This is a genomic window from Amycolatopsis sp. NPDC051102 (assembly GCF_040682815.1).
GTDB lineage: Bacteria > Actinomycetota > Actinomycetes > Mycobacteriales > Pseudonocardiaceae > Amycolatopsis.
In genome coordinates this window covers 569,545-581,091 of sequence record NZ_JBFBBT010000003.1, presented here as the reverse complement: position 1 = coordinate 581,091, position 11,547 = coordinate 569,545, and the positions used below count along the sequence as shown (strand labels likewise).

The 11,547-nt window shown below is 72.9% G+C and carries 13 protein-coding genes; 8 read left to right on the top strand and 5 right to left on the bottom strand.

All coding sequences use genetic code 11. From position 1 onward, the window contains the following. Nucleotides 1-4 precede the first annotated feature (4 nt). Both AB0M93_RS13275 and AB0M93_RS13270 read left to right on the top strand, forming a co-directional pair. Nucleotides 5-1,435: a carboxylesterase family protein gene (locus tag AB0M93_RS13275; protein WP_364272243.1), complete on the top strand. Its 1,431-nt coding sequence runs from the start codon at nucleotides 5-7 to the stop codon at nucleotides 1,433-1,435. A 266-nt stretch (nucleotides 1,436-1,701) separates the two neighbouring features. Continuing rightward, nucleotides 1,702-2,979 carry an ATP-binding protein gene (locus AB0M93_RS13270; RefSeq protein WP_364272240.1) on the top strand — a complete coding sequence of 426 codons (1,278 nt, stop codon included), beginning with the start codon at nucleotides 1,702-1,704 and terminating at the stop codon, nucleotides 2,977-2,979. Between the two features lie 2 nt (nucleotides 2,980-2,981). Here AB0M93_RS13270 and AB0M93_RS13265 read toward each other — a convergent pair whose 3' ends face one another. After that, nucleotides 2,982-3,671, bottom strand: coding sequence for a GNAT family N-acetyltransferase (locus AB0M93_RS13265; protein WP_364272237.1), 690 nt, complete (start codon nucleotides 3,669-3,671; stop codon nucleotides 2,982-2,984). Nucleotides 3,672-3,737: 66 nt separating this feature from the next. Here AB0M93_RS13265 and AB0M93_RS13260 point away from each other — a divergent pair, with 66 nt between their 5' ends. Continuing rightward, nucleotides 3,738-4,367, top strand: coding sequence for a hypothetical protein (locus AB0M93_RS13260; RefSeq protein WP_364272234.1), 630 nt, complete (start codon nucleotides 3,738-3,740; stop codon nucleotides 4,365-4,367). On the opposite strand, the gene AB0M93_RS13255 is transcribed toward AB0M93_RS13260, so the two are convergent. The 3 genes from AB0M93_RS13255 to AB0M93_RS13245 all read right to left on the bottom strand — a co-directional run bounded on the left by AB0M93_RS13255 (nucleotide 4,286) and on the right by AB0M93_RS13245 (nucleotide 6,049). Beyond that, entirely contained in the window at nucleotides 4,286-4,906 is a 621-nt protein-coding gene (locus AB0M93_RS13255; RefSeq protein WP_364272232.1) for a hypothetical protein, read from the bottom strand. The genes AB0M93_RS13260 and AB0M93_RS13255 overlap by 82 nt on opposite strands. An 81-nt stretch (nucleotides 4,907-4,987) precedes the next feature. Then, a complete protein-coding gene (locus AB0M93_RS13250) occupies nucleotides 4,988-5,395 on the bottom strand; it encodes a VOC family protein (protein ID WP_364272229.1) in 408 nt (135 codons plus the stop codon). Between the two features lie 84 nt (nucleotides 5,396-5,479). Continuing rightward, on the bottom strand, nucleotides 5,480-6,049 hold the full coding sequence (locus AB0M93_RS13245; protein WP_364272226.1) for a hypothetical protein: 570 nt from the start codon (nucleotides 6,047-6,049) through the stop codon (nucleotides 5,480-5,482). A gap of 311 nt (nucleotides 6,050-6,360) precedes the next feature. On the opposite strand from AB0M93_RS13245, the gene AB0M93_RS13240 reads away from it, so the two are divergent. The 4 genes from AB0M93_RS13240 to AB0M93_RS13225 are packed head-to-tail and all read left to right on the top strand — an operon-like array spanning nucleotide 6,361 to nucleotide 10,536. Then, a complete protein-coding gene (locus tag AB0M93_RS13240; RefSeq protein WP_364272223.1) occupies nucleotides 6,361-6,801 on the top strand; it encodes a MarR family transcriptional regulator in 441 nt (146 codons plus the stop codon). Continuing rightward, nucleotides 6,798-7,604, top strand: a complete 807-nt coding sequence (locus AB0M93_RS13235) for an ATP-binding cassette domain-containing protein (protein WP_364272220.1) — start codon at nucleotides 6,798-6,800, stop codon at nucleotides 7,602-7,604. The genes AB0M93_RS13240 and AB0M93_RS13235 overlap by 4 nt, the downstream gene beginning before the upstream one ends. After that, on the top strand, nucleotides 7,564-8,385 hold the full coding sequence (locus AB0M93_RS13230) for an ABC transporter permease (RefSeq protein ID WP_364272218.1): 822 nt from the start codon (nucleotides 7,564-7,566) through the stop codon (nucleotides 8,383-8,385). Before AB0M93_RS13235 ends, AB0M93_RS13230 begins: the two co-directional genes overlap by 41 nt. Before the next feature lie 36 nt (nucleotides 8,386-8,421). After that, nucleotides 8,422-10,536 carry a transglycosylase domain-containing protein gene (locus AB0M93_RS13225; protein ID WP_364272215.1) on the top strand — a complete coding sequence of 705 codons (2,115 nt, stop codon included), beginning with the start codon at nucleotides 8,422-8,424 and terminating at the stop codon, nucleotides 10,534-10,536. Nucleotide 10,537: 1 nt separating this feature from the next. On the opposite strand, the gene AB0M93_RS13220 is transcribed toward AB0M93_RS13225, so the two are convergent. Next, complete coding sequence (locus AB0M93_RS13220) at nucleotides 10,538-10,963, bottom strand: nitroreductase/quinone reductase family protein (protein ID WP_364272212.1); 426 nt, start codon at nucleotides 10,961-10,963, stop codon at nucleotides 10,538-10,540. 128 nt (nucleotides 10,964-11,091) lie between these two features. Between AB0M93_RS13220 and AB0M93_RS13215 the strand changes: the two genes are divergently transcribed. After that, nucleotides 11,092-11,472 carry a zinc-ribbon domain-containing protein gene (locus AB0M93_RS13215; RefSeq protein WP_364272209.1) on the top strand — a complete coding sequence of 127 codons (381 nt, stop codon included), beginning with the start codon at nucleotides 11,092-11,094 and terminating at the stop codon, nucleotides 11,470-11,472. The last annotated feature ends 75 nt before the right edge of the window (nucleotides 11,473-11,547 follow it).

Below are 11,547 nucleotides of genomic sequence, written 5' to 3'. Positions count from 1 at the left end.
CCGCATGACCGACCCCGTCGTCCCCACCACGTCCGGCGCGGTCCGCGGTCAGGTCACCCCCGCCGGCGTCGTGCGCTTCCGCGGCATCCCGTACGCCGCCGCGCCCGAGGGCGAGCTGCGCTTCGCCGAACCCGTCCCGGCGCCGCCGTGGGAAGGCGTCCGCGACGCGCAGAGACCCGGGCCGACCGCCCCGCAGCGCCGGCACGACGTGCCCGGGCTCGACCTGACCCCGCTGACCGGCACCGGCTGGCGGCCGGGGCCGGAGTACCTGACGGTGGACGTCTGGACGCCGCAGCCGGGTGCCGCTTCGCTGCCGGTGCTGGTGTTCGTGCACGGCGGCGGGTTCATCGGCGGCGCGGGCTCGGCCGCGGTCCACGACGGCACGGCGTTCGCCCGCGCGGGCGCGGTGCTGGTGACCGTGCAGTACCGGCTGGGCGTCGACGGGTTCCTCCCCCTCGACGGCGGCACGACCAACCTCGGCCTGCGCGACCAGCTCGCGGCCCTGCACTGGGTTCAGGAGAACATCGCCGCGTTCGGCGGCGACCCCGCCAACGTCACGCTATTCGGCGCGGCGTCCGGCGCGGTCAGCGTCGCCTGCCTGCTCGGATCGCCGCTCTCGCCGGGACTCTTCCACCGCGCGATCGTCCAAAGCGGACACCCGGACATGGTCCGCGACGGCGTCCAGTCCCGGCGGCTGGCCAAGGCCGTCGCCGACGAGCTGAAGGTGGAAGCGACCGCGGAGGCGTTCCGCAAGGTGTCGACGGAGCAGCTGCTCGACGCGCAGGACGCCGTCCTGCGCCCGGGCGGCGCGCCCGACCTGCGCGACGCGCTCGGCTACGACCGTGGCTACGGCTTGAGCCCGTTCCTCCCGGTGGTCGGCGACGACGTCCTGCCGCAGCACCCGGGCAAGGCGATCAAGGCGGGCGCGGGCCGCGACATCGACCTGATCGCCGGCAGCTGCAGCGAGGAGATGCGGTTCTACCTGGTGCCCACCGGTGCGCTGGAGGCGGTGACCGACGACCAGGCGGTGGCCTCGCTGGCGGTGTCGCACCCCGACCCCGCCGGCGTGCTGTACGCCTACGGCCTGGGCTCCGGCCGCACGGCGGGCGAGGTCCTCGTGGAGGCCCTGACCGACTTGGTGTTCCGCGACGGCGTCCGCATCCTCGCCGAAAACCACACCGGCCGGACGTTCCGGTACGAGTTCGAGTGGGGCTCGCCCCTGCTCGAGGGCCGCCTGGGCGCGTGCCACGGGCTCGAGCTGCCGTTCGTGTTCGACGCACTGGACGCGGTGTCCGGCCCGCGCGGCCTGCTCGGCGAGAACCCGCCCCGTGAGCTGGCCCACGACCTGAACGGCGCCTGGCACCGCTTCGCCACGACGGGCTCGCCCGGCTGGGCGGAGTACGACGGCGAGGAAACGATGTTCCACGCGTACTGACCGGGGCAGCCGGCCGGCACCGGATGGTGGCGGTGGCCACATCGGCTCGGCCCACCCGGCTCGCGCGCATCGATCAGCCGCGGCCTCGCCCCGCCGCATCCCCGCACCCGGCTCACCTGCACGTGCACGGCGGTTCGATCACCAGATCACGAACCGGTCGCCCCCTTTGCTCCAGCGGGCTGGCTCCGTGGCGGGACGGTTGACTGGGCCCCCGTCGCGCTGCCAGGCTCAGGCCGCCCGGACGGCCGGATGAATGGGGACCACCGATGCCCGAGGCGGGCTCTGCCGCACCGCCACGCGCGTTCGTCCGCACGCTGCTGCGCAGCGGCACACCCGCGGAGCCCGCCGAGCCCGTGCCCGACCCCGGTGACCTCACCGCCGTCGGGGACGCGACACTGGCCCGCGCCTCGCGCTACTGGGTCGCCATTCCGATGGCCTACCGGGCCGCCGCGTTCGTCAAGGTGTTCATCGGGTTCACCGCCGCGAACGGCGTGCTCGGGCTCGGGCCGGTGCTGGGCGCCACCGTGTTCGCCGTCGCGGTCAACACCGCCGCGGTGGTCTGGGTGCTGCGTTCGGGCGGCCTGCGCGCCCGCCTCACCAGCCGGGCCCTCGCCCTGGACCTGTCCCTCGGCGTGGCCCTCAACCTCGTGGTGGCGATGACGGCCCCGGCCTCGGTGCAGCCGTTCGCCGTCGACGTGTCCTGGACCTGGCTGGTCGGCTCGGTCGCCATCTGGGCGGGCACGTCCGGGCTGCCCGCGGCGCTGTGGCTGTTCGCGGCCGCCGTCCCGCTCCGGGCCGCGCTGACCCTGGCCGGCGGGCTCCCGCTGGGCAACCAGCTCGCCATGACGCGTTCGATCGGCTGCCTGGTCGCGCTGGCGGTGGCGATCGTGCTCGCCGTGGCGATCCTCATCATGCTCGGCGTCGGCACCCGGTTCGCGGTCGACATCGGGCTCCGGCGCGGGCGCGAGGCCGAACGCCGCCGGACCCGGCGGATCATGCACGACAGCGTGCTGCAGACGCTCGAAGCGCTGGCCATTTCCGCGCCCGGCGACGACGCCCACGCCGTCACGCGGCTGTCGGAGCTGCGTTCGGTCGCCCAGGCGGAAGCGGCCGAGCTGCGCCGCCGGATCACCGAGCCGGTGCCGACGGGACTCACGCGCAGCTTCGCGGTCGAACTCGCCGACGTCGCCACCGAGCTGGCCCGCGACGGCCTGCGCACGCAGCTCGTCGCCGCGGATTTCGCGGACGAAAACAAGGTCTCGCAGGACCGGCGCACCGCGCTGTGCGAAGCGGTCCGCGAGGCGTTGCGCAACACCGTGAAGCACTCGGGGACGAAGCAGGTCGTGCTGCGCGTGGAGGAACGCGACGGCGGGATCGCGGTGGTGGCCCGGGACCAGGGCCAGGGCTTCGACGTCGGCGCCCGCCCGCCGGGCTTCGGCATCAGCCAGTCCATCGTGGCGCGCCTGGCCGAGGTGGGCGGCCACGGCACGGTCGACTCGCAGCCGGGCCGCGGCACCCGCGTCACGATGTGGGTGCCGGGCTGAGCTCAGACCCCGACCGCGAGCGGGACGCGCACCGCCACGAAGTCCGGCCGGTACCGCAGCGCGAACCCGAGGGACAGGTACAGGCGGATCGCGCCGGTGTTGCCCGCCGCCGCGTGCATGATCGGGGTCTCGCCGCGCTCGCGGATGCCCGCGGCCACCGCGAGCACCAGCCGCGTCGCCAGGCCCTGGCCGCGGTGGGCCGGGTCGGTGCAGACCGCGCTGATCTCCGTGTACCCCGGCGGGTGCAGCCGCTCGCCGGCCATCGCGACGAGCGCGCCGCCGCGCCGGATGCCGAGGTAGGTGCCGAGCTCGACGGTCCGCTCCCGGAACGGCCCGGGCCGCGTCCGCTCGACGAGGTCCAGCATCTCGGGCACGTCCGCGGGGCCGAGCCGCACGGCTTCCGGTTCGGGCGCGGCCGCGACCCCCTCGTCGACCAGCTGCACGCCGGGGATCTCGTCGAGCACCTCCCAGCCGGACGGCGGCCGCGCGGTGGCCGCGGCGATCACCACGGTCGCCCCCGGCCCGGCGAGCTCGGCGACGTCCCGCCAGTCCTGCTCGCCGGGGTCGTCGGGCAGCGCCAGGAACGGCGCGACGTCCTCGGGGTAGCGCAGCACGCGCCCGCGCCGTTCCGCGAAGTGCGCGTGTGGTCCGGTCAGGGACGCCCAGGTCGGGTTGTCGAGCGGAGAAGCCATGGCTCCAGCATGCTGATCGGCGCCGGGTGGCCGCCGCCACTCCCACATCCTGGGTAGGGTGCACCCGTGGGTTCCCAGGTCCCGGTGTGGATTCCGATCGTCGTCGCGTTGCTCGGCCTCGCCGGGGTGATCCTGACCCAGGTGCTCTCGGGACGGCGTGAGAACCGGCGGATGACCGAAGACGCGGCCCGCGAGGAACGCCGGTGGCAGCGCGAACGCGAAGCCCGCACCCACGAGACCCGGGCCGACGCCTACGCCGGGCTGATGGGAGTCCTCGAGGCGTTCGACGGCGTGCTCTTCCAAGCCCGCGCGATCGTCGAGTCGGGCCGCAAGCTCGACGAACACCAGATCACCGAGCTGCGCGAGGTGCGCAGCGAGGCCCAGCACGCGCTCGGGCCCGTCGTGCTGCACGCGCCCGAGGCGGTCCGGCAGCTGGTCAGCGACGCCACGCTGCCGCGGATGCGGCTGGCCGCGATGCTGCTGGACCCCGACGACGACGGCACCCGGCTGCGGCCGGCCTGGGACGCCGGCCAGCGCGGCTACCGCCTCATGCGCGCCCGGATGCGGGCCGATCTCGGCTTCGACGCGGAACCGGTGGAAGAGCTGTCCGGTGCTCAGCCGACCGCGGTCAGCTCCTCGTCCGAGAGCACGTCGGACCCGGCCGACACGACCAGCCTGCCGCCGCCGACCTTGTAGCGGTAGTCGCCGTTGACCGCGACGAAGCCGTCGCCCGAGGCTTCGGCCGGCAGCATGATGTGGGTGTCGCCGGAGGCCGCCTGCCCGCGGGCTTGGCCGTCGTAGAAGATCCGGCCGTCGGGCGTCCGGCAGATCGTGACGAGGGACTTCGCGGTCTGCGCGACGAGCAGCGCCGTCCCCTGCCCGCCGGGCAGGTAGCGCGCGGCATCCGCCGGACACGGCTTGTCCGCCGTCGTCGTGGACGGCGTCACCGGCGGGGTGGCGGCGTCCGCCGTGGTGACGACGGTCTTGGTGGTCGGCAGCGCGGGTGTCGTGTACTGCGGGAGCGGCCCCGACGCGGCCGGCGCGGGCCGCGGGCGCCCGGCGAACAGCAGGACCCCGCCCACCGCGAGACCGGCGACGAGCATCAGCGCCAGCAGCACCCACAACGCCCGCGCGCGGGCCCGGCCGGGGGCCAGGCTCGTGCACGTCGCACAGCGCCCGGCAGCGGGGTCGTTGTCCGCGCCGCACTGCGCACACGTCCAGGGAAAACCCGCCATCGGGCCTCCTTCGGCCCGGCGCCACGCCACGCCGGTTCCTCCATCGTCACCGACGAGGGCACCGGCTGCAACGGCTCGCGGTCAGCCGTGCACGACGTTGACCATCCACGGGATGCCGAACTTGTCGACGCAGGCGCCGAACTCGTCGCCCCACATCTGCTTTTCGAACGGAACCGTCACGGTGCCGCCGTCGCTGAGCTTGTCCCAGTAGCCGCGCAGGTCGTCGGCGTCGTCCCCGCTCAGGCTCACCGAGATGTTCGTGCCCGGGGTGTGCTGCATCCCGGCCGGGGTGTCCGACGCCATCAGCGTGAAGCCGTTTTCGGCCTCGAGCTGGGCGTGCATGACCTTGTCCGCGTCCGCTCTTTCGGGTGAGCCGAATTCCCCGAACGTGTTCAGGGTCAGCGTGCCGCCGAAGACGCTCTTGTAGAACTCCATGGCCTGCCGCGCGTCGTCGCGGAAGCTCAGGTACGGGTTGAGACGAGAAGCCACGGCCATCTCCTTCGATCGGCAGAGAGCAGCATCCTCGCAGAGCGCACCGGCTGCGCCAATCGGCGGATTTTCAGCGTTCCCCCCTCAGAGCACGAACCGCCGGTGCGCCACGGGTTCGAGCGGCAGCGCACCGTGCAACGCGGCCCGGGCGCGCAGCTCCAGCGCCCGGTCCAGCGGCCGGCTCCCCGGCGCCGCGGTGTGGAACGTCCCGCGGTCGAACAGGTACACCAGCGCCAGCTTCCCTTCGCGGCGGCCGGCCGGCTCCGCGAACTCGACGGTGGCGAACCGCAGGGAGCCGCCGTACCCCGCCCTGGCCAGCCGGTCCGCGACGTCGACGAGGTCGCCGGTCAGCACGCGCAGGTCGCGGTCGCGGCGCCAGCACCGGACCGTCGAACGGCCCTGGAGGTCCTGCGTGACCAGCGGGTGCACCGGCAGCCGCGCCGACGTCGCCGCGATCAGCTCCGCCGCGGTCCGGGCCAGCGCGTCCCCGTCCACCTTGAAGTCGACCGTGCCGCCGCCGGTGGGCGCCAGGCCGAGCGCGGCGCGCACCCGCGGGGCGGCCGCGGCGAGGGTGTAGAGGGACTGCAGGTGCGGGCGCGAAGTCCAGCACCGGACGAGCTTGCTGTCCAGCAGGGTCACGACGAAAGATCCCATCCTCATCTCGGAGGCCGCCGGACCGGGCGCACTGGCAGTGTCCACTGTGGACGTCAGGCGCGGGGACGCGGGGCCGGAAAGGACAGCATGCGCCCGCGCGGGGAATTCCGCCCCGGAACCTGCCGGGCACGCGGCGAACGGCAGCACTTCGCCGCCGAACGGTCACGCCGGGTCAGGTTCCACCGATCAGCGGTGTCCCTTTCGGCTTCGGCCGGTCCCGATCACACCCCGTCCGCACCGAACCCGCGCGTTCCTCACCAACCAGACATTTAGCGTTGCTAATAGATCTGGGGCAGAGCTAAGTTGGCAGCATGACCGACCTCGCCGACCGGCTCCTGGGCACCGTCCAGGGGCTCCGCCGCGTGGTGCGCCGCCGGGTCCGCATCGGCCTGCCCGGCAGCCCGCTGCCCGGCGCCCAGATCGAGCTCCTGCGCGTCGTGGCCGACCACCCCGGCATCGGCGTCGCCGCGGCCGCGCGCGAGCTGCACCTGGCGAACAACTCCGTCAGCACGCTGGTCAACCAGCTCGCCGACGCCGGGCTGCTGCAGCGCGAGGCCGACCCCGCCGACCGGCGCGCCGCACGTCTGGAGATCACCGCCGCGGCCGCCGACCGGATGGCGGCCTGGCGCCGCGCCCGCACCGGGCTCGTCGCCGACGCGCTCGCCGAACTGTCCGAAGAGGACATCGCCGTGATCGAGCTCGCGTTGCCGTCGCTCGAAAAACTCGTGGGCATCCTGAAGGAGCAGCCATGACCGAACCCGCGGCGGTGCGCTGCACCGGCCTGCGCCACTCGTTCGGCGCGACCCGCGCCGTGGACGGGGTCGACCTGGAGATCCACCCCGGCGAGGTGTTCGGCCTGCTCGGCCCGAACGGCGCCGGCAAGACCACCACCCTCCGGATGATCACCACGCTGCTGCCGGCCGCCCCGGACCGCATCACCGTCTTCGGCGTCGACGTGGCCCGCCGCCGGATGGCCGTGCGCCGGCTGATCGGGTACGTCCCGCAGCAGCTGTCCGCCGACGGCGCGCTGACCGGCCGCGAAAACGTCGCGCTGTTCGCGCGGCTCTTCGACGTGCCGCGAGCCGCCCGTCGCGAGCAGGTGCGGCTCGCGCTGGACCTGGTCGGCCTGGCCGACGACGCCGACCGCACGGCGAAGACGTACTCCGGGGGCATGATCCGCCGGCTCGAACTCGCCCAGGCCCTGGTCAGCTCGCCGCGGCTGCTGATCCTCGACGAGCCGACGATCGGGCTCGACCCGGTCGCCCGGTCGTCGGTGTGGGACCGCATCGGCTCGATCCGGGCAGCGACGGGCATGACCGTGCTCGTCACGACGCACTACATGGACGAAGCCGAGCAGTACTGCGACCGCGTCGCCCTGATGGACGCCGGCCGGATCCGCGCGCTGGGCACCCCGGCCGAGCTCGAGGCCGGCCTCGGCCCGGAGTCCACTTTGGACGACGTGTTCCGGTCGGTCACCGGCAACCGCCTGACGAGCGAAGAAGGAGGGATCCGCGGTGTCCGTGCCACTCGCCGTACCGCCCGCCGTCTCGGCTGATCCGGGACCGGTGCGCCGGCTGCGCGTGCTCGTCGCCCGCGTCGGCGCGATGTGCCTGGTGGAGCTGCAGAAGCTGCGCCGCGACCAGACCGAGCTGCTCACCCGGGCGATCCAGCCCGCGCTGTGGCTGCTGATCTTCGGGGAGACGTTCACCCGGCTGCGCGCGATCCCGACCGGCTCGACGCCCTACCTCGACTACCTGGCGCCGGGCATCCTCGCGCAGTCGGCGTTGTTCATCGCCATCTTCTACGGCATCCAGATCATCTGGGAGCGGGACGCGGGCGTCCTCGCCAAGCTGCTCGTGACGCCGACCCCGCGCGCGGCGCTCGTCGCGGGGAAGGCGTTCGCCGCCGGGGTCCGCGCGCTCGTCCAGGCGCTGATGGTGCTGGTGCTGGCCGCGCTCCTCGGCGTCGGGCTGACCGCGAACCCGCTGAAGCTCCTCGCCATGGCCGTCGTCCTCGTGCTCGGCTCGGCGTTCTTCTGCTGCCTGTCCATCGTGATCGCCGGGATCGTGCTGTCGCGGGAGCGGCTGATGGGCATCGGGCAGGCGATCACGATGCCGCTGTTCTTCGGCTCGAACGCGCTGTACCCGGTGGACCTGATGCCGCCGTGGCTGAAGGTGCTCAGCCACGTCAACCCGCTGAGCTACCAGGTCGACGCGCTGCGCGGCCTGCTGATCGGCACCCCCGCACACCTCGGCACCGACTTCGCCGTGCTGGCCGTCGCGACGGTGGCGGCCGTTGCGGTCGCCTCGGCCCTGCTGGGGAGGTTGGCCCGGTGAGGCACATGTCTCACCGAACGGAAGCTTTATCGCCCGATGCCTAATCTCGATTCCGTGGAACGTCGCCGGGGCGTGGTCCCTTTTGCCGGGTTGTGTGTGCTCGCCGGAATTCTGGTGGCCGGGACGGCGGCACCCGTCGCCCTCGGCGCGGGCCTGCTGTCGAATCAGGTCAGCGATTCGGTGGACGCCATTTCCGCCCAGCTGGCCGCGGCCGACCCGCCCTTGGTGACGACGGTGACCGACCGCGACGGCACCCCGATCGCGACGCTCTACGCGCAGTACCGCCTCCCGGTCGCCGCGGCCGGGATCGCGCCCGCGGTGAAGGCCGCGATCATCGCGGTCGAGGACCGCCGGTTCTACACCGAAGGCGGCGTCGACCTGCAGGGGATGCTCCGCGCGGCGGTGAACGACAGCACCGGCGGCGCGCTGCAGGGCGCATCGACGATCACCCAGCAGGACGTCAAGAACTACCTGATCAACGTCGTCGACCGGAACGACCCCGCGGCCCAGCAGGCCGACCGCGAGGACTCGCTCGCCCGCAAGCTGCGGGAGGCGAAAATGGCCGTCCAGCTGAACGCGACGAAGAGCAAGGACGACATTCTCGCCGATTACCTCAACGTCGTGGAATTCAGCGGAACGGTGTACGGGGTCGGCGCCGCGGCAAAAGCCTATTTCGGGACGACGGCGGACAAACTGACCGTGCCGCAGGCGGCACTGCTGGCCGGAATGGTGAACAACCCCAGCGTCTACAACCCGTACACCCACCCGGACAAGGCGCTGCAGCGCCGCAACCTCGTCATCGACGACATGGTCACCAACGGCTCGATCCCCGCCTCGTACGCGGCAACGGCGAAGGCGGCACCGCTCGGGGTGCTGCCGAACGGTCCCGTCACACCGTCCGGCACGTGCCTCGGCGCGGCGCCGGACGCGGGCTTCTTCTGCGCCTATGCGGAAAGCTACCTCGTGCGCGCCGGGTTCACCCCCGACCAGCTGGCCACCGGCGGGTACACGATCAAGACCACCCTCGACCCGCGCGTCTCGCAGGTCACCAAGGACGCGGTCGACGCGAACGTGCCGACCACGCAGGACGGCGTGGCCAACACCTTCGCCGTCGTCCAGCCGGGCCAGGACGGCCACCAGGTGCTCGCCATGGTCGCGAACCGCAACTACGGCACCGATCCGGCGCAGGGCGAGACGTCGACCGACATCGTCGCCGACGCGAGCAACGAGTTCGGCGCGGGCTCGTCGTTCAAGATCTTCACCTCGGCCGCGGCGCTCGTCACCGGCAAGGCCGGCCTGGACACGCCCCTGCCCAACCCGGACAGCCAGTGCTTCCCGGTGCCGGACGCGCACACGGCCTGCTACACCGTCCACAACGACGGCCACTACGCCGACCCGATCACCCTCGCCGACGGGCTGGCGACGTCGCCGAACGTGGCGTTCGTCGGGCTCGAGAGCCAGGTCGGGATGCCCGCCGTGCTGGACATGGCGTACAAGCTCGGGCTGCGCAACACCCTGGCGACCAACGACGCCGGTCACGCGCCGGACCCGAAGTCCGGTAACCCGCAGTACAGCCGGCCCCAGTCGCAGTACTTCGAGAACCTGCTGTCGTTCACCCTCGGCAACAGCCCGGTGAGTCCCTTGGAGATGGCGAACGTCTCGGCGACGCTGATGAGCGGCGGCGTCTGGTGCCCGCCGAACCCGATCCTCTCGGTGACCGACCGGAACGGGACCGCCGTGCCGGTCCGGCAGCAGGCGTGCGAGCGCGTGATCCCGACCGGCGTGGCGAACACCCTGGAGGCGGGGCTGAGCAAGGACACGACGAGCGGCACGTCGGCCGAAGCGGCCCACGCGGCGGGCTGGACCCGCCCCGACATCGGCAAGACGGGCACGACGCAGCAGAGCGAATCGGTGGCGTTCGTCGGCGGTGTCGACGGCTACGCGGTCTCGTCGATGGTCTTCGCCGACGGACCCCACCCGCGCGAGATCTGCCCGGGCACCCCGGTGCACCTGGGCAACTGCGGCCACGGCGCGTTCGGCGGCACGGTCGCCGCACCGCCGTACTTCCACGCGATGAGCCAGTTGCTGGCCGGGGTCCCGGACCAGCCGATCCCGCCGGCGGACCCGGCGTACCTGCAGGCGCGGTCGTGACCTACCGCGGTTCGAGGAAGACGAGCGGGATCTCCCGCTCGGTCTTCGTCTGGTATTGCGCGTAGTTCTTGAAGTCCGCGGTGATCTTCGGCCACAGCCGCGCCCGCTCTTCGGCGCCGGCGACCCGGGCCCGCATCGGGCGCTTGGGGCCGCCCTTCACCGACACCTCGACGTCGGGATTGTCCCGGAGGTTCAGGAACCAAGCCGGATGCACGTCGTCACCGCCGCGCGAGGCCACCACGACGTAGGTGCCGCCGTCCTGGTGCGGCGAGGTCAGCAGCACGGACCGGGGCTGCCCGCTCTTGCGCCCGACGGTGGTGAGCTCGAGGACCGGCATGGCGACCTGCCACCCCACTCGGCCGCCGGTCAGCTTGATCAGGCCGCGGTGCACGGCATTCATCGTCTTGAGGGCGAAATCACTCGGCATCGTCCCAATCTAGCCCCGTGGCGTGTCCGCCAGGAGCCGATCCGGACGGGTTCCCCGAAACCGCCACGCCGGGCCCCGCCGATGTGCGAGGCTGCCCGGCGAGCGAAGGACCGAAAGAGAGAAGACCGATGCTGATCTGGGGCTGGCGTACGCGGATCTACGTGCTGGCGATGACGACCTTCCTGTGCGGCCGCTGCGGCAACCCCGCCTCGCACGCGGTGCGCAAGGCGGTCACGAAGTTCACGCTGTTCTTCATCCCGTTGTTCCCGATCAGCGTCAAGTACACGGCGCAGTGCACGTTCTGCGGGATCGAGAACCGGATCCCCAAGGAGGACGCGGTCCGCCTGCAGGCGCAGGAGGAGCAGAACCAGGCCCGGCCGCAGGCCGCGCCCGGGTACCCGCAGGGTCTTCCGCAGCAGGGCGTGCAGCACCCTTCGGGATACCCGCAGCACCCTTCGCAGCCGCAGGGTTTCCCGCAGCCGGGCCAGTTCCCGCAGCAGGGTCAGTAGGCGCGGACCGGTTCCGGCTCCGTCCGCGACCGGGCGCTGACCTGCCCGCACCCGGCCGAGCCGGAACGTCCCGCT

Excerpts from the sequence above, each read along its gene's own strand:
- AB0M93_RS13270 (WP_364272240.1), top strand. The coding sequence starts at position 1,702 with ATGCCCGAGGCGGGCTCTGCCGCACCGCCACGCGCGTTCGTCCGCACG.
- AB0M93_RS13240 (WP_364272223.1), top strand. The coding sequence starts at position 6,361 with ATGACCGACCTCGCCGACCGGCTCCTGGGCACCGTCCAGGGGCTCCGC.
- AB0M93_RS13245 (WP_364272226.1), bottom strand. The coding sequence starts at position 6,049 with ATGGGATCTTTCGTCGTGACCCTGCTGGACAGCAAGCTCGTCCGGTGC.
- AB0M93_RS13255 (WP_364272232.1), bottom strand. The coding sequence starts at position 4,906 with ATGGCGGGTTTTCCCTGGACGTGTGCGCAGTGCGGCGCGGACAACGAC.
- AB0M93_RS13265 (WP_364272237.1), bottom strand. The coding sequence starts at position 3,671 with ATGGCTTCTCCGCTCGACAACCCGACCTGGGCGTCCCTGACCGGACCA.
- AB0M93_RS13215 (WP_364272209.1), top strand. The coding sequence starts at position 11,092 with ATGCTGATCTGGGGCTGGCGTACGCGGATCTACGTGCTGGCGATGACG.
- AB0M93_RS13225 (WP_364272215.1), top strand. The coding sequence starts at position 8,422 with ATGCCTAATCTCGATTCCGTGGAACGTCGCCGGGGCGTGGTCCCTTTT.
- AB0M93_RS13220 (WP_364272212.1), bottom strand. The coding sequence starts at position 10,963 with ATGCCGAGTGATTTCGCCCTCAAGACGATGAATGCCGTGCACCGCGGC.
- AB0M93_RS13275 (WP_364272243.1), top strand. The coding sequence starts at position 5 with ATGACCGACCCCGTCGTCCCCACCACGTCCGGCGCGGTCCGCGGTCAG.
- AB0M93_RS13235 (WP_364272220.1), top strand. The coding sequence starts at position 6,798 with ATGACCGAACCCGCGGCGGTGCGCTGCACCGGCCTGCGCCACTCGTTC.